Raw genomic sequence first — 24558 nt, forward strand, 5'->3', positions numbered from 1 at the left:
CGGTGCGCGCGCGCTGTCACTTGAACGGGAGGGGGGGAAATTCTTCCCGGCGGGTGTGTCGATTTTTTTCCGGCGGGGGCGGGGCGCCCTACTTCGAGCGCGGCGCGGGGCGGCTCTTCGCCCGGCCGGCGGTGAGCCAGCGCCAGAGGCTCGCGGGGGTGGGGGAGAGCCGGAACTGCGCCGCCCGGACCTGCTTCAGCCCCGCGCCGCCGATGTGGCTCACCAGGTTCTCCAGCCGGGCCAGCCCGTCCTTCTTCCGGCCGGTCCTGCCGAGCACCCGGGCGAGTGAGATGGTGGCGCTCAGGTGGTACGGCTCGAGCTCCAGCGCCCGCTCCAGGAGCACCACGGCCTTCTGCCGGTACCCCCTCGAGCGGTCGAGGTGGTTGGCGCCCTGCACCAGGTACTTCACGGCATCTCCACGGCGTCCACGCTCGATGGAGATGCTCGCCGCCTGGCTCCACAGCTTCTCGTCCATCGGAAAGTGCGTCGCGGCCTGCACGTACACCGCGAGCGCCTTGTCCGCGAAGCCCTTCTCTTCGAGCACCCGGGCCGCCCGGGCGAAGGCCCGCGCCGCCTCGTCCGTCTTCCCCTTCTTGAAGAGCAGGGGGGCGATGCGTGCGTTCACGTGTGCGTCGTCGGGGTCGACCGCGAGAATCTTCTTGTACTCGGAGATGGCCTTGCCGGTGCGCTTGCGGCCGCGGGCCTTCTCCGCCGCCTCGAGCACCTTGGTCCGGTCGTAGGCCGCTTTTCGATTCCAGAACGCCACGGAGTGCGGGCGAGTCTACCCGAATCGCCGCGTGTTTCAGTCGAAGTGTTTCTCCCGGCGCTGGGCCTTCCTGGCACCGGTCAGCCGCTTGTCTTCCAGGCGCCGGCGCTGCGCGCCCCTGGGGGGCTTCGTGGCGCGGCGCACCTTGGGGACCACGGAGAGGGCCTCGAGCCCCGAGCGGAGGCGCTTGAGCGCCACGCTCCTGTTCTGAGCCTGGCTGCGCCGCTCGGTGGCGGTGACGGACAGCTCCGTGGGGGGATGGGTGAGGCGCACGCCGCTGGCGGTGGTGTTGCGGTGCTGCCCGCCGGGCCCGGAGGCAATGAAGAACTCCACCTCACAGGTGCGCAGGATGGACGCGTCATCAAGCGCGAGCGCGGCCCGCGCGGCCTGCCGGCGAAGAGGGGACACACTCGAGGAGGGGGTGAGCATCGCGCCGTCATCTACGGGCGAGGGCGCGGGCTGCTGACGGAGGGGCTCGACTTTCCGAGGCGTGTCGGAGGGCTGGCTGCAAACACCCATCCAGGCTCACTTTTCAGGAGCCTGGCTTCGTGCCCCTCCGAATCAATCCCAGGCCGGCGGCTCCCGTGAGGCCACGGACTACCGCGCCGCCACGCCTGCCTTCTTCAGCTCGTCGTCGATGACGCGGCGGAAGTGGTCGATGGGCATGGCCCCCACCACGGCGCGGCCGTTGATGAAGAAGGTGGGCGTCGCGGACGCGCCGATGCGCGCGCCCTCGCTCGAGTCCGCCGTCACCTGCGCGTCGAACTTCCCGGAGTCCAGCGCCGCCTTGAAGCGCGCCTCGTTCAGGCCGAGCTGCTTCGCGTAGCCCTCCAGTGACGCGCGGTCCAGCTGCCGCTGGTTCGCGAACATCACGTCATGGAACTCCCAGAACTTCCCCTGCTCGTGCGCGGCCAGCGACGCGGCGGCCGCCAGCTTCGCGTGGGGGTGGTTGGGCAGCGGCTGGTGCTTGAAGGCCACGCGCAGCTTGCCCTTGTACTCCTCCTCCAGCGCCTTCAGCGTCGGCACCGCGCGGGCGCAGAAGGGGCACTCGAAGTCGGAGAAGGCCACCAGCGTCACCGGCGCGTTCGCCGGGCCGCGCGCGGGCGCATTGCCCACCTCCACCTTCTGTACCGGCAGCTCCTGCTGAGGCGAAGGCTGCGAGGGCGGACGGTCCACGCCCTTCTCGATGACGCGGGCATACACCTCCGCCGGACGCACGCCGCCCTTCACCAGCGCCTCCGCCTTGCCCAACTCCTCGTCCACCACGCCCGTGAAGACCTCCAGCGGCTGCGCCCCGCTGATGAACCGCCCGTTGACGAAGAAGGCCGGCGTCCCGGTGGCGCCCACCTGCATCGCCAGCGACTCGTCCTTGCGGATGCGCTCCGCCAGCCGCGGGTCTCCGAGGTCCTTCTTCCACCGCTCCAGGTCCAGCCCCAGCTCGCGCGCGTAGCGCTCCAGGTCCCCGTCCTCCAGCGCCCTCGCGTTGGCGAAGAGCACGTCATGCATCTCCCAGAACTTCCCCTGCTCCCCCGCGGCCAGCGCGGCCAGCGCGGCGGGACGGGCGCGCGGGTGGTTGCCCAGCGGGTGGTGCTTCATCACCACGCGCAGCTTCTTCCCGTACTTCTGCTGGAGCTGCTTCACCGTGCCGTGCGCGCGCGAGCAGAAGGGGCACTGGTAGTCGGAGAACTCCACCAGCGTGACGAGCGCGTCCTCCGGCCCGGCCGCCAGCGAGCCGTCCAGCGGCACCTTGTAGACGGTGGGCGCAATCGGCGGACGCTGCCGCGCGGACGGCGCCTTCGCGGCGGCGGAAGGTGTTCCCCGGGCCTCGACGGAACCGGCCGCCGCATCGGCGGGACGGCTCACCCGGCCTCCCACGAAACCCAGCACGAGCCCCACGGCGAGGCTCACCCACACGGACGGCTTGGACACGGCGCGACTCCTCGGGAAGAGACACCGGTGGCGTGCGGTGTGCCGCGAGCCACCACCGGGCCGGGCCTCCACGGGCCGGCGTCCGCGTAGTGACGCGAGCCCGTCCGGAGTTTCAGCGCCTCGATTCTTCCCGAGCGGGCGCGCGTGCCTGCCTCGCGCGGGCGTCAGGCCAGGTCGAGCAGCGGGCTGTCCGCGGGGACGAGCGGCTGTGGCAGGGCCCACAGCGCGGTGGGGTCGCGGTAGCCCAGGGTGAAGGCGGTGAGGATGGCGGGCCAGCGGTCCTCGAAGCCGGCCCAGTTGTACTCGGTGGGCTTGGAGGTGAGCGGGTTGGAGTCGCGGTCGCGCTGGGTGGCGGCGTAGTCGGAGAAGTTCCACATCACCGAGCCCAGTTGCAGGCGCAGCAGCGGCGTCAGGGCCTGTGTCAGCTCGGGGCGGGACACCTCGTCCGGCAGGCGCCCGGGCGGAGTGAAGGCGGGCTGCACCGCGTCGTGCTGCTCGCGCCAGGCGAAGCAGTTGTTGGCGATGGCGATGAGCGCGTCGCGCGCGCCGCCGCCGGGGGCCTGACGGGCGGCCTCCGTGAGCGCGAAGCCCGCCACCACGAGGCTGGGGCCGGACACGTCCGGCAGCAGGCTGGCGAAGTCGGACGGTGCCGGCTGCTCGCGGGTGCGGGTGACGAGCACGTCATGGGCCCGCTTCGCCTGCTGGGGCGTGGCGCCGCGCAGGGTGAACTCGCGCAGCACGCGCTCCGGGGTGATGGCGCCCGCGCCCCGCCGCCACGCGAGGTACGCCTGCGCCGCGCCTCCGATGTCGGTGAAGATGGCGAGGTTGCCCTCGTTGAGCATGCGCTCCAGGGTGCGGGCCATCGCCTCGGCCTTGTTGAGCGGCAGCACGCCGGGCGCCTGGAAGAACAGGCGCGCGAAGCGGTGCGCGGTGGACCAGAGCGTGCGCGGGTCCGACAGCGGCTCCAGGTTCATGGCGCCCGCGAGCGCGCCAATCGCGGCGGAGGCGTCTCGCGGCAGCCCGTGCCAGCTCAGCGCGGTGGAGAGCTTCTCCGCGCCCTCGCGCATGGAGCCGGTGAGGCCCACGCGGTCATACGCGTGCGCCACGCTGGGCAGGGACTCTCCCTGGGCGAGGTCGATGATGCGCCGGGCGATGGCCGCGCCGAGCATTCCCTTGCCGGCCTCCTGCGAGGCATGCGGCGCGAAGGCGAACCAGCATGGGCGCACGCGGCTGGCGCCGCCCGGCTGGAAGTCCGGGTCCAGCAGCCCTTGCAGCGTCTGGGCGATGCCGACGTAGCCCTGGGTGATGAAGCGGTTCTGCCGCAGCGGCGTGCCGGCCGGGATTCCCGCGGGCGCCAGCAGGTCCGTGACGGGGGCGCGGAGCACGTTCAGGTCGCGCAGCACGTGCAGCTCCGCCGCGGGCAACGCGTCGGGCGCGTGGATGCGGAGCGCGGTGCGCGGAGGCTCCGCCGGAGGGGCGGTCGGCTTGGCCGTGGGCTGGGAACGTTTTGTCGCCATGGGTCGGCTCCCGGGCAGTGCAGGAAGCCGCACTATCGCCGGGATGTCCGGGCGAATGCTTGTCAGCCCATCGACTTCACGGCCGGCCCAGGCCCTGGCCGGCTCTCCGCTGACCCGGGGCGTCCTGGACGGGCGGGTGGTTGTCCGGGACCCGGAAGTCCCCACCTTTGAAGCGGAAGGGAGGCCGGGCCACATGCTGCGGAAGGCTGGCTGGGCGGTGCTGGGCATCATGGGGCTTTCGCTGATGCTGTGCGGTGGATGCTCGGCGGAGGCGCAGTCCAGCGATGCGGGCGCGCGGGGAACCGGGCAGGTGTCCTCCGCTTCGGCACAGGAGACGGCCGGAGGACGGCAGGCGGGTGGCCAGGCGCTGTCTCCCGAAGAGGCCGCGAACCTCCGCGACACCGTGGCGGAGCTGAGCGCGGAGGTGGCGCGGCTCCGGCAGGAGGTGACGCGGCTGCGCACGCAGGTGGCCGAGGCGGGCGTGGGAGGCTCGGGTGCCACGACGGGAACCGGGGACACGCGGGCTGGCCCGGCGCGAGGCGAATCGGCACGGGGGACGGGCGGCGCCGCGCGTGCCGAGGCTCCGGGCACGGGCGGCAGTGGAACGGCGGGCACGGGAGCCCCGGTCGTGAGTGACGTGCCCCCCGCGGGCTCGGGTGTGCCTGCTCCGCAGGGCACCGAGGTGGTGGACGCCGTCTACACGGGCGTGGTGCGCTCTGTCTCAGCGAACCAGGTGGTCATCGACCTGGGGGAGGGTGCGCCGCTGGTCCTGGGCGTGGATGCGAGCACGCGGGTGCTTCGCGATGGACGAAGCATCGGCGTGCGCCAGCTCGAGAAGGGCGAGCAGGTGCGAGCCGTGGTGGACCTGGTGGGCCAGGACCAGACGCTGGAGATCGCCGTGTTGCCGGCGGCGGCTCCGGAGGGATGAGGCGGGGAGCCGGCCCACGCTCCGTCAGTCGCACGTCTCTTGCTCGTCCATGGGAGGGAGGTTCCCATCATGACGGCCTATGACCGATATCGCGCGCTCCTGCGCAAGCTCCAGCTCGTGCGTGCGCGGCATCCGGAGGGCGGCTCTCCCGACGAGGACGCCCTGCTGGACGTCATGGACGAGGTCTGGGCGGAGATGACCGAGGGCGAGCGCGCCGCCATCTCCTCGGAGCGGGCCCGCGCGCTGGGCCTGCCGGAGTCCCACGGCACCGACTCCGCGCCGCCGCCCCAGGGCTGACAGCCTACTTGCGCGCCGTGGGCATGGACGACGGTGGGCGCTCCACCGTGCCATGTCCCTCGTCCGGGGGGACTCGCGGCCGCGCGCGCAGCACGGCTCGCGAGTAGTCCACCACCGAGGCGAGCGACAGCACGCCGATGAGCGCGACGAGCGGCGACACCACCGGCGGGAAGAGCAGCACGCACAGCAGCGTCATCAACTGCAGTGTGGTGACGATTTTTCCGAGCAGCCGCGCCTTGAGCTCCACCGGCCGCAGGCCCGGCACCACGCGGGCGACGACGAAGCCGACGGCGGTGCCGATGTCGCGCACCACCAGCAGCAGCACCTCCGGCAGCGCGATGAGCCCGTCCAGGTAGCAGACGAGGATGGCCGTCACCATGAAGCCGCGGTCGGCCACCGGGTCGATGAGCGCGCCGATGCGCGTCGCGAGCCCCTTGTGACGGGCAATCCACCCATCCAGGAAGTCCGTGAAGGCCGCCAGCACCACCAGGCCCGCGCGCACCACCACGTCGGGGATGATGATGAACAACACCGCCAGGGGCAGGCGAGACAGCGACAAGATGTTGAGCAGTGCGAGGCGCGCCCGGCGGTGCATATGCATCAAGGTGCGTACTCGCCCGCCATGATGCACGGGGAGCGGAGGAGGAGCGTTCAGCGGCGGACCCCGGTTCGGGGCAGGCGGGCATCCTCGACTCTCGGCTCAGGTGCGCGGCCGGGAGCCCGCGATGGAACTCCGGGGCCGTGAGAATGTTCCAAGCAGCGGACCGTCACATCCCGTGCAATCCTTCCCGACCGGAGCCTCCGCCCCGTGAAAGTGCCCCAGCGTTCCCTGTCCCGCGCTTCCCCTGGACCCTCGCCGGAAGGAGGGGGTGGCCATTCCAGGACGCGGAGGCCCGTGATACCGGGGCTCGTGGTGATGGCGCTGCTGCTTCCCGGCGCGGTCCAGGCCTCGGGAGCGCCGCCCGCGTCCGGGACGTCCGTGGCCGCGCCCGTCACCCCCTCCGAGCGAGAGGCGGCCCGTGAGTCCTTCCTCGGCATGAGGCGCTGGGTGCTCGGCCCGGACTCGGGCTCCACCGAGGCCACGCCCACGTCCGGCGGCTCCGCGCCCCGTGCGCCCACGCGCGACGAGCGGGCGCGCTACGCCTGGCTGTCCGCGGACGTGAAGGTGCGCCCGCTGGAGTCCACCTTCGCGCCACCGGAGGGGTACACGCGGCTTCCGGTGGAGCAGGGCTCGTTCGGAGCCTGGCTGCGAGGCCTGCCGCTGCGGCCGGAGGGCACGCCGGTGCTCCACTTCCGTGGCGGCGAGGTGCTGCCAGGCGGCGACTCGCGGCTGGCGGCGGTGGCGGAGCTGGACGTGGGCACGGCCAACCTCCAGCAGTGCGCGGACTCCGTCATCCGGCTCCATGCGGAGTGGCTCTGGTCCAGCAACCAGCGGGAGCGCATCGCCTACCGCTTCACCAGCGGGCACCTGGCCTCCTGGCCGAAGTACGCGGCGGGAGACAGGGCGCGCGTCTCCGGCTCGAAGGTGGCCTGGGTGCGGAGCGCGGGCGCGGACTCCTCGCGCGCCGCCTTCCGCGCGTACCTGGACCTCGTCTTCAACTACGCGGGGACGCTGTCACTGGAGCCCCTGAAGGGACGTCCCTCTCGCGAGGACGTGCGGCCCGGGGACTTCTTCGTGCTGGGCGGCAGCCCGGGGCACGCGGTGCTGGTGCTGGACGTGGCGGCCAACGCCGAGGGACGGCGGGTGGTGCTGCTGGGGCAGGGCTTCATGCCCGCGCAGGACTTCCACGTGCTCTCCCCGGGCGGAGACTCGGCGCCCTGGTTCCCGCTGGAAGGCGAGGCGGTGGCCACGCCGTTCTGGAAGCCCTTCCCGTGGTCCTCGCTGCGGCGTTTCCCGTGAGCACCGGGGCTGGCGCTCACGAGTGCAGCGGCTGCTGCCGCAGCGTCTCCGCCTGGGAGGCGGCGACCACGGCGGCGGACGCCCCCGGCGCGCGCGTGAGGTACTGGATGAGGCTGTTCTCCTTGCCCAGGTACGTGTCGAACTTGTTCACGCCGTCCTCCAGCAACCCGGCCTTCTCCAGCTCCAGGTGCATGGCGGGCAGGTTGTAGAAGGGCACGGACGGGAAGGCGTGGTGGGTGAGGTGGTAGTTCACGTTGAGCGGGGCCACGAAGAAGTTCTCCAGCGCGGTGCCCGTCACGTCGCGCGTCTCGCGCGTCTCGTCGCCCTGGGGCTCCTGGTCGATGGGGTGCTCACCCAGCGCCCGCATGCGGAAGAAGGCCATCATCACCGTCGCCGTGGGCATCACCCACAGCAGCAGCCAGTGCAGCCAGGCGCCCGTCGTCACCAGCACGGTGACGAGCGTGGCCACGTACAGCCAGTAGCGCGCGTGCTCGGCCGCGGAAATCCCCGGCTGGCCGCGGCGGGCCAGGCGGCCCCAGTACGTCCACGGCAGCACCACCTTCAGGTGGTTGGGCGCGTACAGGCCCACCGCGTCGCCCAGGAACACCAGCGTCGCGCGCAGCGGCGTGCGCGGGAAGTGCCACGACGTGTCCACCTGCTGCCCGGCCCAGTACGGGTCCTGCGGTGTATTCACATAGCGGTGGTGCAGCATGTGCTCGTAGCGGTAGCCCGCCGTCGTCATGTTCAGCGGGAAGGCGCAGAGCAGGTCGCTGACCCCTTCGTTCAGGGTCCGGTTGGACAGGAAGTGGTAGTGCGCGGCCTCGTGCATCAGCGCCAGCAGCGCGTGCTGCCGCGAGGCGATGACGAGCGCGGCGATGGGCCACGCCCACCAGCGGTCCACCATGACGACGAACGCGAAGGACGCGGCGATGACCAGCCACTGGGAGGCCAGCGCCCACAGCGCCCGGCCGTTGCTCACCTGGGACATCTCGCGCGTGACGGCGGCAAGGGCCTTCCGGTCGACCCGGCGCGCGAACTGGACATCCGCCTCGTCCACTACCTCGGCGTACATGGGGGGGCTCCTTCTGCTTCACTACAAAGCAGGGTGTACTCCGACTCTTTCGCCTGAAATGCGTCAGTCTGGCAAGAATTTTCTTTCAGGACCGGAAGGACTTCAGAGTGAAGTGGGCATATCGGGTCAATCCACACCCAATGGGAGTGTCGAAAGACCCTGTGCTTCGCGGATTGTGTGGGTTGAATCGACCGGGGGGCGTGGGCTCCGGCCGCTCCGTCGCGCCGGAGGGCGGACATGAAAAGGGCCTGGAGGCCGAGAGGCTCGCCAGGCCCGGGTGTCCGCCGGGGGTGGAAGCGCTACGTCAGCGCGTCCACTCCACCTTCAGGTGCTTCATCTGGCGGAGGACGATGCTCTGCCAGGTGCCGTAGTCCTGGCCGGGAACGAGCTTCAGCTCCGGCAGCTTGTCCAGCAGGACGTTGGTGGTGAGCTGGACCTGGAGGCGGGCCAGCGGGGCGCCCAGGCAGAAGTGGATGCCGTGGCCGTAGGTGAGGTGCTGGGGCACCTTCTCGCGCGTCACGTCGAGCTTGTTGGAGAACGGGCAGCGCGACTCGTCCCGGCTGCCGGCGGCGTAGAGGAGCATCAGGCGCGAGCCCGCCGGAACCCTCACCCCGCCCACCACCACGTCCTCGCGGGCGGTGCGAATCATGGCGTGCTGCACGGAGTCGTACCGGCTGCCCTCCTCGATGAACTTCGGCACCAGCTCGCGGTCGGCGCGGAGCTGCTCCCACAGGCCGTGCTCCAGGGCCAGCTTCCAGGTGTTGGCCATCAGCGCGGTGGTGGACTCGTGGCCGGCGGACAGGAAGGACGCGCCAATGGCCATGATGAGCTCGTCCATCGTCAGGGCCTCGCCGTCGGCCTCCACCTCCACCAGGTAGCTGGTGAGGTCCTCGCGCGGGTTCTTCCGGCGGTCCTCGATGAGGCGGACGCAGTACTGCTGGAACTCGATGACGCCCTTCGCCATCTCCACCTGCTGCTCCGGGGGGACGTGCTCGAAGGTGAGCTGCTGCCAGTTCGCGCTCCAGCGCTTGATTCTCCACACGTCCTCGGCCGGCGCGCCCATGACGCCGAGGATGACGTAGGCCGGCAGGGGGTAGGCGAGCTGCTCCACCAGGTCCGCGCGGCCGTCGTTGGCGAACCCGGCCACCAGCTCCTCGGCCTTCTTCTGGATGAAGGGCGCCATGCCGTTGATGCGCTGGGCGGTGAAGCCGCGGTTCATCAACCGGCGCAGGCGGGTGTGCTCCGGCGGGTCCATGCCCAGCAGCACGTGCCGGGTGTCGAACCCCTGGGCGAGGATGGCCTTCGCCTCGTCCGTCAGGTGGGTGCCGCTGCCCAGCATGTCCCGGTTGGAGAAGCGCGCCGGGTCCTTCAGCACGGCCATGATGTCGTCGTAGCGGCTGACCAGCCACATGTTCAGCATGGGGCTGAAGGTGACGGGCTCGTCCCTGCGCAACTTCTCGAAGAAGTCATGCGGGTTGGAGACGTGGGGGCCGGCGAACGGGTTGTACTGCGCGCCCAGGTGGGGGCAGCGCACCGCCGCGGAAGCGTGGGCGGGGACACCGGTCTCTTCCTGCTTCTGCACTGTCACGGGCATGGCTTGACTCGTCGGGTCGAGCGAGCCCCCCCAGGTCGACGCTCGTTTAGGGGTGATTGGCAGTGGAGGGGTGCCGCGGGGCAGCCCCTGCACGGGATACGGCTGGAAAGACGAGGAGCCCGAGCGAAAGAGGACACCTGGGCGTGGAGATGGCTCCCCTGGAGGCCCGCCTATACAACAATTCCTGGCTTTTGAGCCAGTGGGGGCGAATTTTTTCACCGTCACGGGTTTTTGGTGACGCCTCAACAGTCCAGCAAGTCCCGGAATTGCTTCGCTTTTCGCGATAACGAGAAGGCTTCTCAACGGACGTTGCGACCTCGGGGCATGGGGGTGCCACCCCGCGCGAGGCGGTTGGGACTCATCCAGGCGAGGTGGGCGGGACGTCAGCGACCCGGGTCCCCCGGCCTCCAGGCCCCGGAATGGGCCTGGCGGGGAGCTGGGGAGAGGCGAGGCCTTCGGGCCTCAGCCGTTCTTCTTCCGCTGCTTGATGCGGTTCTGCTCGACCCAGGCGCGAGCCTCGGGAATCGTCTTCACGAACGTGGTCTCGAAGCGCGTCTTGCCGGTGAAGAGCATGCCCAGCGAGATGACCTTGCCGAAGGTCTGCTGGACCATGTCCGCGCCCACGTAGACGGCGCCCTTGAACCAGTCAGCGCGGCCATTCTCCGAGAGGTACCGCCGGGGCTCCGCTCCGAGCTGGGACTGACCGATGTCGGCGATCATGTAGTACGGGCCGTGCCTGGCGACCTCGCCGTACACCTCCACCGCCCGCTTGATTTCATCCAGGTTGATGGGCCCGGAGAAGGTCGCCACCACGATGTCCGGTGGCTCGTAGCGCACCACGTGTGCGCCGAACTTCCACTCCTGTTGCTGCATGACGCTCCCTTCGGAATCCATCACAGCATAGCGCTCACGCCCGGCGGACGCGAGATCCTCGTTTTACCAAGGGAACGCGGGCTTCCGGGGTGTCTGCTTGCTGGACGGGGAGGGGACTCAGCCCGTCTTCTTCTGCTGGCGGGCGGTGCGGTGCTGGGCCACCCAGGCGCGGGCCTCGTCGAGCGTGGCGACGAACACGGTCTCGAAGCTCGACTTGCCGGTGAAGAGCATGGCCAGGGCAATGGCCTTGCCGAAGGTGCGCTGCACCATGTCCGCGCCCACGTAGATGACGGCGTGGAACCACTCGGAGCGGCCGTTGTCGGAGAGGTACCGGCGGCCCGCGGTGTCAATCTGGGAGCGGCCGATGTCGGCGATGCAGTAGTACTGCCCGTGGCGCTCGAAGGTCTCCCGGTAGAGCTGGGACGTGCGCTTCACGTCGTCCAGGCTGATGAGTCCGTTGAAGGTCGCCACCAGGGTGTCCGGCGGCTCGAAATGGGCGTGGTGCTCGCCGTACTTCAGTTCATCCTGCTTCTGCATGACGTCCCCCTCGATGAATGCGATTGAGTGCGAGGATAGCGCCCGCCTCCCATCAAAACGCAACCTCCGCCAGTGTTCTCGGGTCGGGGCCTTCCATGCGTGCTGCTTTCCCAACATGCACAGGGATTGCGGGAGTCAGAACGCCGCGGCGGGATGTTGGCGTGATGACCGTGGGGTGTACGCCACCTTGACCGGGTGGTGTGTGGCTGGAGTCATGCCCGCCTCATGGGCCGACGTCTCACCCTCCTGCTCGCATCGGGCCTCATCGCACTGGCCGTGGGTGTGTCCGGTTGTCGTCGCTCGGAGGCGCCGCGCGAGGCGGCGGGCCGCACGCGGTTGGTCTTCAAGTATCAGCCGCTGTGGGGGCCGCCGGCGCCTTTCCACGAATTGCTGGCGCGCTTCGAGCGGGAGAATCCTGGGGTGGAGCTCGTCACCGAGGCGCTGCCCAACGCGTCCGACCTGGCGCACCAGTTCTTCCTCACGGCGCTGGAGGGCGGAGCGGACGACTTCGACGTGCTGGTGGCGGACGTCGTCTGGGTGCCCGAGTTCGCGCGCGCGGGGTGGATTGCGGACCTGTCCGAGCACTTCCCGCCCGAGCGCCTGCGCGCGGACTTCTTCCCCGGCCCGGTGGACGCGGTGGTGGTGGATGGGCGGACGTACGCGGTGCCGTGGTACCTGGACGTGGGCGTCCTGTACTACCGCACGGACCTGGTGCCGCGAGCGCCGCGCACGTACGAGGAGTTGCAGCGCTTCGCGCGCGAGGCGATGGCGGAGGCGCCCGGCCTCCAGGGCTACGTATGGCAGGGGCGGCAGTACGAGGGCCTGAGCTGCAACGTGTACGAGGCGCTGTGGGGGCACGGGGGCGAGGCGCTCGGGGAGGGCGGGCGCGTGCTGCTGGACTCGGAGCCGGCGCGCGAGGCGCTCGCGTACCTGCGCGGGTTGTTGGAGAGCGGCGTGTCGCCGAGGACGGTGACGGGCTTCTCCGAGGAGGAGGCGCGGCGCGTGTTCCAGGAGGGGCGCGCGGTGTTCATGCGCAACTGGCCGTATGCGTGGAGCGAGGCGCAGAAGCCGGACTCGCCCATTCGCGGGAAGGTGGGCATTGCTCCGCTGCCGACGAAGAGCGGTGAGCCGGGGTGGGGGACGCTGGGCGGGTGGCAGCTCGCGGTGAATGCGCACGTGTCGCCGGAGCGGAGGAGGCTGGCGGCGCGGCTGATTGCGCACCTGACGTCGCCGGAGGCGAACCTGGTGCTGGCGCTGCACTACGCGCGCAACCCGCCCAGGCCGGTGGTGTACGAGGACCCGAGGCTGCGTGAGGCGGAGCCGTTCATCGCCAACCTGAAGCAGATGGTGGAGCGCGCGAGGCCCCGGCCGGTGACGCCGTACTACAACCTCATCTCCGACGTGCTGCAGAGCGAGTTCTCCGCGGCGGTGGCGGGGCTGCGGACCCCGGAAGAGGCGCTGAAGCGGGCGCAGCGGCAGGTGGACCACCTGACGGGGGTGCGCGAGTGAGTGGCGGTGGTTCGCTGGATGCGGCGCTGGGGTGCGCGCCACGCGAGAGGGCTCGTCGGCCGCGGATGCGAGTGCACGGAGGCGTCTTGCTGGGACATGCGGTGGGACGGGTGTGCGGTCCGCCGGGAGGTGGCGCGTGAACGGCGGCGGCTCGCTGGAGCGGGAGCGCCGGCAGGCGTACCTGCTGGTGGCGCCGGCGGTGCTGGTGCTGGCGGGCGTGGCGCTGTACCCCATCCTCGCGGCGGTGTGGCTGAGCCTGCACCGCTTCATCCTCGTCTTCGGCGAGCGGCGGCTCACGGGGCTGGACAACTACGCGTTCCTGCTGAGCGACGCGCGCTTCTGGGCGGCGCTGGGGAACACGGCGTACTTCACGCTGGTGGCGGTGGCGGTGGAGCTGCTGCTGGCGGTGCCGCTGGCGCTGCTGCTCAACCGGGCCTTCCCGGGGCGCGGGCTGCTGCGGGCCTCGGTGCTGGTGCCGTGGGCGATTCCCACGGTGGTGAGCGCGAGGCTGTGGGCGTGGATGTTCAATCCCGAGTACGGCCTCATCAACCGGATGCTGCCGGGGAGCGACATCAACTGGCTGGGCGCGCCGGGGTACGCGCTGCACGCGGCCATCCTGGTGGATGTGTGGAAGACGACGCCCTTCGTGGCGCTGCTGGTGCTCGCGGGTCTGCAAGGCATTCCCGAGGACCTCTACAAGGCGGCCCGGGTGGACGGCGCATCGGCGTGGCGGGCGTTCCGGTCGATTACCCTGCCGCTCTTGAAGCCCGCGCTGCTGCTGGCGCTGCTGTTCCGCTCGCTGGATGCGTTCCGCGTGTTCGACGCCATCTACGTGCTGACGGAGGGCGGGCCCGCGAACACCACGGAGACGCTGAGCATCTACGCGTACAAGACGCTGATGCGCTCGGGAGACTTCGGGTACGGGAGCACGCTGTCGGTGGCGACGTTCCTGTGCGTGGTGTTGCTGGCGCTGGTGTGGCTGCGGCTGCTGGGACGAGAGGAGGGCGCGCGATGAAGCAGCGGGGGCTGGGGACGGCGCTGGCGGTGGTGGCGTTCCTCACGTTCTTCCTGGGGCCGTTCTTCTGGCAGGTGCTGACGAGCCTGTGGCCGGATGGCGAGCTGACGCGGCCGTGGCCCTCGCACCTGACGGTGGAGAACTACGCGAGCGTGCTGTGGGGCCGGCCCTTCCTGCGGGTGGTGGCGAACTCGCTGCTGGTGGCGGCGCTGACGACGGCGTTCTGTCTGACGATGGGCGCGGCGGCGGCCTTCGCCCTGGCGAAGCTGGAGTTCCGAGGGCGGGGGCTGTTGCTGAGCGCGGCGCTGGCGGTGAGCATGTTCCCGCCGATTGCGACGGTGAGCCCGCTGTATCTGATTCTCCGCGCGGTGGGGCTGCGGGACAGTTTGATTGGATTGGCATTGCCGTATGCGACGTTCGCGCTGCCGTTGACGCTGTGGGTGCTGACGTCGTTCTTCCGGCAGTTGCCGGACGAGCTGTACCGGGCGGCGAGGGTGGACGGGTGCACGCCGTTCCAGGCGTTCCGGAGGGTGCTGCTGCCATTGGCGGCGCCGGGGCTGGCGACGACGGCGATTCTGGTCTTCATCTTCGCGTGGAACGAGTTCCTCTACGCGCTGACGTTCCTGTCCACGCCGGAGAAGCGCACGGTGCCGGTGGCCATCAGCCTGTTCGCCAGCGAGTACCGCGAGCCCTGGGGAGAGATTGCCGCCGCCTCCGTGGTCGCCACGCTGCCGCTGGTGGTGCTTACCGTGTTGTTCCAGCGGCGGATTGTGTCCGGGCTCACGGCGGGGGCGGTGAAGGAGTAGGGCTGGACGGTGGTTGCTTGGGTGGGGCAGGCTTCTCCCGCTCCCGGGGGGAGCCGGCCATCGCTACCATCCCGCGTCTTTCTTCACCCACCCATGTCGGCCCCTACCGGCTGCTGCACCTGCTCGGGAGCGGGGGCATGGGGCAGGTCTTTGCCGCGGTCCATGAGCAGACGGGGCAGCAGGTGGCCCTCAAGCTGCTCTCGCCCGAGGCGGCGGGAGACCCACAGCTCGTCGCGCGCTTCTTCCAGGAAGCGCAAGCGCTGGCCCGGCTTCAACACCCAGGTGTCGTGCGTATCCTCCATTTCGACCGGGTGGAGGGCACGGTGTTCCTGGCCATGGAGCGTCTGGAGGGTGTCTCGCTACGCGAGTGGATGCAGGGCCAGCCCGTTCCCGCGCCGCTCCAGGCGGTGCTGGCCATCGCCCGGCAGGTGGCCGGCATCATGGTGGAGGTCCATGCCCGGGGCATCGTCCACCGCGACCTGAAGCCGGAGAACGTCTTCCTCTGTTCCGACGAGGCCGCTGCCTCTGGTCACCACGTCAAGCTGCTGGACTTCGGCATCGCGAAGCTGAAGCCGGAGGTGGGCGCGGCGCTCGCCACCACCCAGGTCCATACCCATGAGTCGGCGCTCATCGGGACGTACGCGTACATGGCCCCGGAGCAGTTCCGGAGCGCCTCCACCGTGGATGGCCGCGCGGATGTCTACTCGCTGGGGGTGTTGCTCTTCGAGATGCTCGCGGGCCGCACGCCCTTCGTCTCCGCCGACCCGGTCGATGTCATCTCGGCGCACCTGCGTGACGAGGCGCCACCCTTGAAGCAGCTCGTGCCCGCGCTCCCCTCGGCCCTCTCTGCGTTCATCGCCTCCATGCTCGCCAAGGACCCCGCGGAGCGGCCGGCGATGTCGGACTGCGGGGACGTTCTTGGCCGCTCGTGGACGCAGGAGCAGGAGGTCTGTCCCGCCCCCGGGCCGGCGCACTTCGAGGAGCCCGCGCGGCGGCGGGTGGACTCGGTGCGGGAGACGCTGCCCCACGAGGTGCAATCGCGCTCGGGTTGGCTCGCGGAGGAGCGGGCGTTGCTCGGGCGCCACGCGGACCTGGAGGCCGCCGCGCACGCCTGGGAGCAGGCGCGGTGTCCAGAGGAAGGGCTTCCCATGGGCGCGCTGCTCGCGCACTACCGTGAGGGGCTGGCCGCGTCGCTCCGGGAGGGTCCGCTGGCCCGGAAGGTGAGCCCGCTGGCGACACGCTTCCTCCAGACCGCGGAGCGGCTGGAGCGACGGCGCGTCTGGCGCCGGCGGGGACTCTGGGGGGCCTCGCTGGTGGCGGGCCTGGTCCTCTTCCTCGCCATGCTCATGGCATGGCAGGAGCGGCGGCGCGCGGATGAGGGCTTTCAGCAGGTCGTCGAGGATGCGAAGGACTTGACCCGCGACCGTGACTGGAAGCTCAGCCGGCTTCCCGACACGCTCGATGCGCGCAGGAAGGAGCTTCAGCGGACCCTGGCCCGGCTGCTCGCTGGCACGCGGGAAGAGCCGGGGACGCGCGAGGCCCTCATTGATGTCCAGCATCGCCTGGGAGACCTTGCCTGGTACGATGGGACGCTCGCCGAGGCGGACGGCTTCCTTCGCGCCGCGCTGGAGGAACTGCACGCGGGTCTTGAGGCGCGGCCTGGGGATGGGCACTTCCTCCACCAATTGGCCTTGAACCACTCGAAGCGCGGGAAGGTGGCGCTGGCGAGGGGGCATTGGGAGCAGGCCGCGATGCACTTCTCCGAGGCCCTGTCGTTGATGCAGCGCTCCGAGACACGGTGGGAGAGTGAAGAGGACCGCCAGCGGACCCTGGCCGTGAGCTACTCGGAGCTGGCCGACTTGGAGCTGAGCCAGGGCAAGTTTGGGACGGCCGCCGCGTTGTATGACAGCGCCATTGCCTTGTTCGAGCGGAATGGGGGCGCCTACAACGATGCGCTCCTCGCGCTCGCGCTCTGCTCCCGTGGGGAGGTGGCGCGCAAGATGGCGGAGGTGGAGGTCGCGGAAGGCCGTCTCCAGAGGGCACTCGACCTGACCCAGCCCAACGTCAAGGCCAGTCCGGGGGACCAGTTCAGTCGTTGGGTCTTGACCCGGACCCTGGTTGAGCTCGGCGCGCTCCAGACCTCGCGGGGGGAGTTCGAGGCCGCCGGGGCAAGCTACCGCGAAGCACGTGAGCACGGGCAGGCCCTGCGTCAGGGAGAGACTCCCAACAAGCGCTATGCCCTCGCGCTCGCCCAGGCCCTGCTCGGCTCCGAGGCGCTGGCGCGGAAGCGTGGTGAGAGCCAGGAGGCGGCGCGGCTGCACGATGAGGGTTGCCAGCTGGTCCTGGACTTCCTGGCCAGGGACGGCGAGGACGTGCGCTTCAAGGCCCTGGGCTGCCAGGGCGTGGGTGAAGAGTGATGAGCATGGAGAAGGGTCCCCTGTCGGAGCTGTCCTTCGAGGAGCTGCTCCTCCGGGCTCGGGTTGGGGAAGAAGGGGCGCTGGAGGAGCTGTTCCGCCGGTGCCAGCCGGCGCTGGACGCGTGGGCCTCGCGGCGTGCCGCGCTGGACCCGTCGGTCGGGACGCGTCCCTCGGACATCGTCCAGGACTCGGCGCTGAGGGCGTTCGAGAAGTTCGCCACCTTCCAGGGGAACAGCGAGGGCGAGTGGTTCGCGTGGCTCAAGCAGGTCGTCCTCTCCCAGTCCGTGAAGCGGGTCCGGGAGGCGCGGAGCCAGAAGCGTGGGGCCTCGGGCTCTGTCTCCCTGGACACCGACGAGGCCCTGACGGTGCGCGCGCCGCAGCGGAGCCCGAGCCAGTTCGCCTCCGGGCAGGAGGAGTGGCGCGAGCTGCTGAAGAACTTCTACGCGCTCCCCGACGACCAGCGCGATGCCCTCACGCACTTCCACCTGCGGGGGATGTCGGCGGCCGAGGTCGCGAACCTCATGGGGCGGAGCAGGATTTCGGTCGAATCGCTGATGCAGCGAGGCGTGAGGACGCTCCGGCACCGCATGGCGGGCGGCGAAGGCGAGGCGCCCGAGGCGTCTGCCGAGGAGGTCGCGGTCCGCAATGCCGCGGACGCCGCGTTTCTCAGCTACCTGCGGCGATGCGAGGCGGGGGAGGTGGTGGACCCTGACGCCTTCGCCGAGGCGCACCCGGCCTGCACGGAGGAGCTGCGGGGCATGTTGCACTGGCTGCAACGGTTGAGGGCCCTCCGGCCGTCCGGCTCTTCGTAGTGGGAGGAGGTCTTCGTGCTGGCGCCGGGAACGCGAGTGGGGGAGTACGTCATCGTCCGCCGCGTCGCCGTGGGCGCGACGGGTGACGTTCATGAGGGGCGCCAAACCGCCAGCGGGGAGCCGGTGGCCGTGAAGGTGCTGCACCCGGAGTGGTGCGTGCACGCGGAGGTGGTGGCGCGCTTCCTCAACGAGGCCCAGGCGCTCCAGGAGTTGCGGCACCCGCACCTGGTGACGGCGGTGTCTTCCGGAGTCCTCGCGGATGGTCCGCCCTTCATCGTCCTGGAGTGGCTGCCGGTGGACCTGCACCAGGTGCTCGCGAGCGCGGGAGGGCGCCTTCCCGCCGAGGACGGTGCGCGTGTCGTCCGGCAGCTCGCCGACGTGCTGGCGGCGCTTCATGCGAAGGGCCTGGTCCACCGCGACTTGAAGCCCGCGAACGTGCTGGTGGCGCGGCGGGAGCCGGGGGCGCTGGAGGTCAAGCTCGCGGACCTGGGGCTCGCGAAGCGCATCGCGGGGGAGGGGGCGCTGCGTTCCGCGCTGCCTGTGTCCACCGCGGGCAGCGCGCTGCTGGGCACCGGGGAGTTCATGGCGCCGGAGCAGTGGGTCCGCTCCAAGAGCGTGGACTCCCGGGTGGACGTGTACGCGCTGGGAGTCCTCTGGTTCCAGATGCTGGCCGGCCGGCCGCCCTTCACGGGCCCGGAGCAGAAGGACTTGATGTTCCAGCACCTGCTGGAGCCGCCCGCGCTGCACCTGCTGGAGGGGCGGGCTCCGGAGAGGACGCGGGCGCTGGTGGCCCGGATGCTGGAGAAGAAGCCCGAGCGGCGTCCCTCCCTGGCGGAGGTGCTGGCCGGGCGCACGTAGAAAATGCACACGGCCGCGATGGCTCCCCGTGCCCTTTGGCGTCCTCCCTTGTGGACTGAAACGCAAGGAGCGCGCACATGGGGAGCGTGGCCGAGGCCCTGGAGCTGTTCATTCAATCCCTGGAGTTGACGGACCGGCAGCGGGACGAGGTCAGCCGCCAGCACACGATGGTGCGGGAGGAGCTGCGCCAGCGGCTGAGGCAGAAGACTGATTTCCTGTCCGGCTCCTACAGCCGCCACACCGCCATCCGGCCGCTGCACGACATCGACATCTTCGTCGTGCTCGGGGACGTCGCTTCCACGCCGTCCGAGACTCCCGACGCCGCCCTCAAGCGGGTCCGGCAGGCGCTGAAGGCGGCGTGGCCCAACAAGGAGCTGCCCATCCTCCAGCAGCACTCGGTGCACCTGGAGTTCACGACGTCGGGCCTGGAGTTCGACGTGGTGCCAGCCTGGCAGCTCCCCGGCCCGCAGGAGGTCTACCTCATCCCCGAGCGGCACACGGGACGGTGGATTCGCACCAACCCACGGCGCCACCAGGAGCTGAGCACGCAGTTCAACGAGCGCGCGGGGAAGAAGCTCAAGCCTCTCATCAAGGCGGTGAAGCACTGGAACCGGCAGCAGGGCTCCAGCCCGCTGGGCTCGTTCCACCTGGAGGCCATGAGCTACACCGCGTTCTCCTCGCCACCAGTGGGATACCTGGAGGGGCTCGAGGCGCTCTTCGGCTATCTGGTCCAGCGGGTGATGCAGCCGTGCCCCGACCCCGCGGGCCTGGGCGCGAACGTGGACGCGCGGATGACCGATGGGCAGCGGGAGGCGGCCCGGAACCTGTTCATGGGCGCGGCTCGAACGCTGCGGCTCGCGCGAGAGGAGCGGGACAGCCGGCCCGGGGACGCCCATGCGCGCCTGCGGGCCTTCTTCGGGAACGAGTACCGGGAGCGCTGACTCCACGTCATGGGTGAGCAGAGCGCATCCCGACTGGAGGGAGACCGCTACCAGCACCTGTATAGCTGGTACGAGGTGCTCCGGCTCCTCGACGAGGACTGCCCCTTCGAGTCCGCCTTCGTCGAGCACCCGGAGGCGGGCGCCGCCGATGACGTTACCTTACACGCCCGGCCCGGCTCCGGCGCGGTGAGCCGGTTCGTGCAGGTGAAGTGGCACGTCGACCACCGCGACGTCTACTCGCTGGAGGGGCTCGCGGCCTTGCCGCCGTCGGGCGCGGGCCGCTCGTTGCTTCAGAAGCTCTTCGAGAGCTGGCGGAAGCTCCGCGCGCTGGCGCCCGTGGAGGTGTGGCTGGTGAGCAACTGGAGCACGGACGCGGAGCTGGGCCGCTGCATCCAGGGCGCGGACTACCGGCTCGGTGAGGCCTTCTTCGACCCGCCGCCCCGGAGCGCGCTGAAGCGGAGGCTGGCTGGCTGGCAGGGGCAGCTCGGGGTGACGCGGGAGACGCTGCGGGACTTCTGCCGGGATTTGCGCCTGCGGCTGGGCTTCGGGAGCATCTCGGACATGGAGGAGCAGGTGGACGAGCGCATGGGGCGGCTCGGCCTGCGCCGGGGCATGGGCCCGCGGGCGATTGCCCTGGATGGAGTCCGCCGGTGGATTGAAGAGGGTGGGGATGCCAAGTGCCTCACCCGCGAGTCGCTCCAGGGCTTCATTCACGCGCGGGAGCTGCTCGCGCCTCGCGAGGAGGCGCCCGGCGTGGGGCTGTGGATTCATGGCTGGGCCCGCCGCGCCTGGGAGCGGCCTCCCACCGTGGAGCTGGACTGGACGGCGCACTTCCACCGGGAGACGCGCTCGGTGCCGGACGAGGACACCTGGCGCGGGCGGTTGCTGCCGGAGTTGCTCGCCGCGCGCCAGCGGCTGGCGGACCGGCCGGATGGGACGTTCATCGACTTCCGGGGCAAGCTGCCGCTGAGCACGGTGCTGGCCGTGGGGTTCCACTTCCCGGAGGCCGGCGGCTACCGCTTCCGCGCCGAGCAGCCGACCCGGGGGGAGACGTTCCTCTGGCGCTCGGACGCGGGGCGCTCGGCGCGCCGGCTGCGGGCCACCGAGCGCGAGGGGGCTCCCGAGGGGCGGGCGTTGCTGGTGGTGCTCCAGCTCACGGGAGACGCGCGCGCGGACGTGGAGCGCTTCGAGGCCGAGCATCCCGGTGCGTTCCGGGCCGTCTTGTTCCTGGAGCCGGAAGCGGGGCCGGGGGACGGGGCGGTGGGCTCGGCCGGTGACGCGGTGGCCTTCGCGGTCGAGGCCCGGGAGCTTCTCCGTCGTGCCCGCGCGCGGTGGCGGGCCGGGGTGACGCACCTCCTTCTCTACGCTCCGGCGAGCTGCTGCCTGTTCCTGGGGCAACGCCTCAACGCGGTGGGGACGGTGGTGGCGTATGAGCGCACCGTGGCGGGCGGGTATGCTCCCGCGCTGACGCTGGAGACGGGGTGAGGCTCCCTGGGTGGGGCGTGTTGCCCCGTGGGGCTGTCGTGGCGGGTGGGGCCTGGGGGTACCTTTGGGCTCTTGGGGCGCGGGAGCGTGGAATCAAGCACCTCGGCGTGGCGGCGGTGGGAGCGGTGGGAAAGTGGGGAAAAGCCCTGTGCTTCCGTGGGGTTGGGTGCTCTTTGGCAACCGCATAGGTGCATGAATGGGGAAAAGCCCAGGAGTTTCATGGGGTTGGAGGATGTGGGATGGACATGGGACGCGAAGTCCGCGTAGAAGGTCGGGGGTGCTTGAAAAGGGGGGAGGTAAGTTGCTGGAAACACGAGGGAATCTGGAGGGGCTGTCCCGCTCGCCGTGATGCCGGAAGGCGTTGAGCACCTCACCGAAGAGCGGGAGGTGATGCTCTTCGCCCAGAAGTCCCGCTCGCCGTGATGCCGGAAGGCGTTGAGCACTCTTGTCCTCCAGTATGGCAGCCACGGCGAGAATGCCGACGTCCCGCTCGCCGTGATGCCGGAAGGCGTTGAGCACAATTCTGCGGTTATGCAGGGCACGGCGGCTGGTGAGTCCCGCTCGCCGTGATGCCGGAAGGCGTTGAGCACCCGAAGGGACGCCCGTCGATACGCATACACTCTGCCAGTCCCGCTCGCCGTGATGCCGGAAGGCGTTGAGCACGCGCGGCGGAGCTGGTGGAGCGCAACGCGCCCCACGTCCCGCTCGCCGTGATGCCGGAAGGCGTTGAGCACTTGGCCGTCGCGAACGGGTCGCCCTCGCCCCGCTTGAGTCCCGCTCGCCGTGATGCCGGAAGGCGTTGAGCACAAATCATCTCCTTGAAGCTCGTCGGAATGAAGAGGGTCCCGCTCGCCGTGATGCCGGAAGGCGTTGAGCACTGCTTCTTTGCGTGCAAGTGACGGCGCATGAACGTGAGTCCCGCTCGCCGTGATGCCGGAAGGCGTTGAGCACATCTTCTTCATGATGGGTGCATGCTCCTGGTTGAAGGGTGTCCCTCTCGCCGTGATGCCGGAAGGCGTTGAGCACCTCTGAGGGCAGACCACATCTCAGTAGAGAGGTAAGTCCCGCTCGCCGTGATGCCGGAAGGCGTTGAGCACACGCCATGAAGAACCTGATGCCGCCGGACAGCGCGTCGGGTCCCGCTCGCCGTGATGCCGGAAGGCGTTGAGCACCAGGAGAAGGACTACCGCATGGTGCGGATGGCTCTGGGTCCCGCTCGCCGTGATGCCGGAAGGCGTTGAGCACGGGGTGCCGTTGGGCGCGTACACCACGGCCACGGTCCCGCTCGCCGTGATGCCGGAAGGCGTTGAGCACTTGGAGGGGTGGAAGGAGAGTCCGCGCTACGCGCCGTCCCGCTCGCCGTGATGCCGGAAGGCGTTGAGCACGAGTGGGGACCGTTGGGCGCGGCGAGCTTCGGGCTGTCCCGCTCGCCGTGATGCCGGAAGGCGTTGAGCACCATGATACTGCTGTGCGTCGGCGCGCAGGCCGTGGGGGCCCGCTCGCCGTGATGCCGGAAGGCGTTGAGCACTCGCAGTGGTTCAGCACCCTCGCGAGGGCTTCGGTCCCGCTCGCCGTGATGCCGGAAGGCGTTGAGCACTGGTGGAGTGGCCGGATATTGGCTGGGTGCTGGCGGGTCCCGCTCGCCGTGATGCCGGAAGGCGTTGAGCACCTGATTCCCCAGCTCTGCGCGGGCGTCTGGGCGTGGTCCCGCTCGCCGTGATGCCGGAAGGCGTTGAGCACCTGACCGCGCACCACCACCCGTCGAAAGCGCCCCGTCCCGCTCGCCGTGATGCCGGAAGGCGTTGAGCACGGCATGGGCTCCATGTCGTCACATGGAATCCCCAAGGGTCCCGCTCGCCGTGATGCCGGAAGGCGTTGAGCACCTGTCGAGAACCACCTTGATGGTCAGGAAGGCCACCGTCCCGCTCGCCGTGATGCCGGAAGGCGTTGAGCACCTCACCGGGGCCCGGGCCCTGTGCGCGGACGTCACCGCCGTCCCGCTCGCCGTGATGCCGGAAGGCGTTGAGCACAGGCGCTTGCCGTCATAGATGAACTCGGGCTCGTCGTCCCGCTCGCCGTGATGCCGGAAGGCGTTGAGCACTGGCTCCTCGCAGGATTCGGCGCGCTCGCGTCCCGCTCGCCGTGATGCCGGAAGGCGTTGAGCACTTGTACCTGTCCCAGTGCAGCGTGGCGTTGTTCGTCGGAAGTCCCGCTCGCCGTGATGCCGGAAGGCGTTGAGCACGTGCGGATCTCCAGGGACTCGGGCTTGGGTGTCTCGGTCCCGCTCGCCGTGATGCCGGAAGGCGTTGAGCACAACCGGAACAGGTCACCAGAAGCAGACAGGTTGGTCCCGCTCGCCGTGATGCCGGAAGGCGTTGAGCACTCCCGACTGCCAGCCAGGTTGGCGCCAATGGCACTGTCCCGCTCGCCGTGATGCCGGAAGGCGTTGAGCACCGTTCCACCTCCGCTGCTGCCGCCGCCTTCTTGCCCTGTCCCGCTCGCCGTGATGCCGGAAGGCGTTGAGCACGGTGAGTAGAACACGGGAGGAGAGTCGTCCTCGGTCCCGCTCGCCGTGATGCCGGAAGGCGTTGAGCACTCCTTGTACCTGCCCTGTTTTGGAAAACAGTCACGTCCCGCTCGCCGTGATGCCGGAAGGCGTTGAGCACAGCAGCTCCAGCTCGCTCAGCCCGTAGTCCGACACCTTGGTCCCGCTCGCCGTGATGCCGGAAGGCGTTGAGCACTCGAAGCCCTTGGCGAGGTTGTCGGTCACCCCGTCCAGGTCCCGCTCGCCGTGATGCCGGAAGGCGTTGAGCACGCTTCTCCTCGCCGGCATCCCCCGGCCGCTGCGTTGTCCCGCTCGCCGTGATGCCGGAAGGCGTTGAGCACCTCTGCACCTGGGCCGGGGCCGCCTGGAGGTAGCGGAGTCCCGCTCGCCGTGATGCCGGAAGGCGTTGAGCACGAAGCCGGCATCTCCGGCATGGCCAACCCCAAGGTCCCGCTCGCCGTGATGCCGGAAGGCGTTGAGCACATTGCAACGGTCTCGAAGGAGGGCTTCCCCGCGGTGGTCCCGCTCGCCGTGATGCCGGAAGGCGTTGAGCACCGCCTGCCCCTGCGCTTCAAGCCCGTGGATTGTTGACGCGCACTCCTGCTGATGGGCGAGCAAGCCGGCTGGTTGATGGGCATCCGTCAGGAGCATGCGAGCCGTCGGGTGCGTGATGCCCCTCAAGCCCGGCTCCGGGACGCCACCCTGGCCGATGATGGCGTCCCGAGGCCGAATGGCTACGCGGGGAGCTGCGCGCGCT

At 70.2% G+C, this 24558-nt stretch carries 20 protein-coding genes and 1 CRISPR repeat array; of the genes, 11 read left to right on the plus strand and 9 right to left on the minus strand.

Annotated elements, in window-relative coordinates:
- Positions 1-88: 88 nt before the first annotated feature.
- The 4 genes from K8638_RS40455 to K8638_RS40470 all read right to left on the minus strand — a co-directional run bounded on the left by K8638_RS40455 (position 89) and on the right by K8638_RS40470 (position 4212).
- Complete coding sequence (locus K8638_RS40455) at positions 89-766, minus strand: lipopolysaccharide assembly protein LapB (RefSeq protein WP_223760109.1); 678 nt, start codon at positions 764-766, stop codon at positions 89-91.
- Between the two features lie 36 nt (positions 767-802).
- The gene (locus tag K8638_RS40460; protein WP_223760110.1) at positions 803-1195 is read right to left on the minus strand and encodes a peptide chain release factor-like protein; all 393 of its coding nucleotides are present in this window, start codon (positions 1193-1195) and stop codon (positions 803-805) included.
- 168 nt (positions 1196-1363) lie between these two features.
- A complete protein-coding gene (locus K8638_RS40465) occupies positions 1364-2695 on the minus strand; it encodes a thioredoxin domain-containing protein (RefSeq protein WP_223760111.1) in 1332 nt (443 codons plus the stop codon).
- Positions 2696-2859: 164 nt separating this feature from the next.
- On the minus strand, positions 2860-4212 hold the full coding sequence (locus tag K8638_RS40470) for a hypothetical protein (protein WP_223760112.1): 1353 nt from the start codon (positions 4210-4212) through the stop codon (positions 2860-2862).
- A gap of 193 nt (positions 4213-4405) precedes the next feature.
- Here K8638_RS40470 and K8638_RS40475 point away from each other — a divergent pair, with 193 nt between their 5' ends.
- Both K8638_RS40475 and K8638_RS40480 read left to right on the plus strand, forming a co-directional pair.
- Positions 4406-5140 carry a bZIP transcription factor gene (locus K8638_RS40475; RefSeq protein ID WP_223760113.1) on the plus strand — a complete coding sequence of 245 codons (735 nt, stop codon included), beginning with the start codon at positions 4406-4408 and terminating at the stop codon, positions 5138-5140.
- 69 nt (positions 5141-5209) lie between these two features.
- Positions 5210-5437 carry a hypothetical protein gene (locus tag K8638_RS40480; RefSeq protein WP_223760114.1) on the plus strand — a complete coding sequence of 76 codons (228 nt, stop codon included), beginning with the start codon at positions 5210-5212 and terminating at the stop codon, positions 5435-5437.
- A gap of 4 nt (positions 5438-5441) precedes the next feature.
- Here K8638_RS40480 and K8638_RS40485 read toward each other — a convergent pair whose 3' ends face one another.
- Positions 5442-6032, minus strand: coding sequence for a CDP-alcohol phosphatidyltransferase family protein (locus K8638_RS40485; protein WP_223760129.1), 591 nt, complete (start codon positions 6030-6032; stop codon positions 5442-5444).
- A gap of 321 nt (positions 6033-6353) precedes the next feature.
- On the opposite strand from K8638_RS40485, the gene K8638_RS40490 reads away from it, so the two are divergent.
- Positions 6354-7337 carry a DUF4846 domain-containing protein gene (locus K8638_RS40490; RefSeq protein ID WP_370644238.1) on the plus strand — a complete coding sequence of 328 codons (984 nt, stop codon included), beginning with the start codon at positions 6354-6356 and terminating at the stop codon, positions 7335-7337.
- 16 nt (positions 7338-7353) lie between these two features.
- Here the strand turns inward: K8638_RS40490 and K8638_RS40495 are convergent, their stop codons facing one another.
- The 4 genes from K8638_RS40495 to K8638_RS40510 form a co-directional block, all read right to left on the minus strand.
- On the minus strand, positions 7354-8409 hold the full coding sequence (locus K8638_RS40495; protein WP_223760116.1) for a fatty acid desaturase family protein: 1056 nt from the start codon (positions 8407-8409) through the stop codon (positions 7354-7356).
- Between the two features lie 304 nt (positions 8410-8713).
- Positions 8714-10003 carry a cytochrome P450 gene (locus K8638_RS40500; RefSeq protein ID WP_223760117.1) on the minus strand — a complete coding sequence of 430 codons (1290 nt, stop codon included), beginning with the start codon at positions 10001-10003 and terminating at the stop codon, positions 8714-8716.
- 462 nt (positions 10004-10465) lie between these two features.
- Positions 10466-10876 (minus strand): STAS/SEC14 domain-containing protein, encoded by a 411-nt coding sequence (locus K8638_RS40505; RefSeq protein WP_223760118.1) that lies wholly within the window; start codon positions 10874-10876, stop codon positions 10466-10468.
- A 117-nt stretch (positions 10877-10993) separates the two neighbouring features.
- Positions 10994-11413, minus strand: a complete 420-nt coding sequence (locus K8638_RS40510; RefSeq protein WP_223760119.1) for an STAS/SEC14 domain-containing protein — start codon at positions 11411-11413, stop codon at positions 10994-10996.
- 225 nt (positions 11414-11638) lie between these two features.
- Between K8638_RS40510 and K8638_RS40515 the strand changes: the two genes are divergently transcribed.
- The 8 genes from K8638_RS40515 (at position 11639) to K8638_RS40550 (ending at position 21256) form a co-directional block, all read left to right on the plus strand.
- Positions 11639-12922, plus strand: a complete 1284-nt coding sequence (locus K8638_RS40515) for an ABC transporter substrate-binding protein (protein WP_223760120.1) — start codon at positions 11639-11641, stop codon at positions 12920-12922.
- A 136-nt stretch (positions 12923-13058) separates the two neighbouring features.
- Complete coding sequence (locus K8638_RS40520; RefSeq protein ID WP_223760121.1) at positions 13059-13937, plus strand: carbohydrate ABC transporter permease; 879 nt, start codon at positions 13059-13061, stop codon at positions 13935-13937.
- Positions 13934-14743: a carbohydrate ABC transporter permease gene (locus K8638_RS40525; RefSeq protein WP_223760122.1), complete on the plus strand. Its 810-nt coding sequence runs from the start codon at positions 13934-13936 to the stop codon at positions 14741-14743. The genes K8638_RS40520 and K8638_RS40525 overlap by 4 nt, the downstream gene beginning before the upstream one ends.
- Before the next feature lie 17 nt (positions 14744-14760).
- A complete protein-coding gene (locus tag K8638_RS40530) occupies positions 14761-17160 on the plus strand; it encodes a protein kinase (protein WP_370644237.1) in 2400 nt (799 codons plus the stop codon).
- A 5-nt stretch (positions 17161-17165) separates the two neighbouring features.
- The gene (locus tag K8638_RS40535) at positions 17166-17972 is read left to right on the plus strand and encodes a sigma-70 family RNA polymerase sigma factor (RefSeq protein ID WP_223760123.1); all 807 of its coding nucleotides are present in this window, start codon (positions 17166-17168) and stop codon (positions 17970-17972) included.
- Positions 17973-17987: 15 nt separating this feature from the next.
- Complete coding sequence (locus tag K8638_RS40540) at positions 17988-18830, plus strand: serine/threonine-protein kinase (protein ID WP_223760124.1); 843 nt, start codon at positions 17988-17990, stop codon at positions 18828-18830.
- A gap of 77 nt (positions 18831-18907) precedes the next feature.
- The gene (locus tag K8638_RS40545; RefSeq protein ID WP_223760125.1) at positions 18908-19771 is read left to right on the plus strand and encodes a CBASS oligonucleotide cyclase; all 864 of its coding nucleotides are present in this window, start codon (positions 18908-18910) and stop codon (positions 19769-19771) included.
- A gap of 9 nt (positions 19772-19780) precedes the next feature.
- Positions 19781-21256 (plus strand): SAVED domain-containing protein, encoded by a 1476-nt coding sequence (locus K8638_RS40550; protein ID WP_223760126.1) that lies wholly within the window; start codon positions 19781-19783, stop codon positions 21254-21256.
- Positions 21257-21589: 333 nt separating this feature from the next.
- Positions 21590-24356: a CRISPR direct-repeat array (repeat unit 36 nt; unit sequence GTCCCGCTCGCCGTGATGCCGGAAGGCGTTGAGCAC).
- The last annotated feature ends 202 nt before the right edge of the window (positions 24357-24558 follow it).

It is taken from the genome of Myxococcus sp. RHSTA-1-4 (assembly GCF_020037125.1).
Lineage (GTDB): Bacteria > Myxococcota > Myxococcia > Myxococcales > Myxococcaceae > Myxococcus.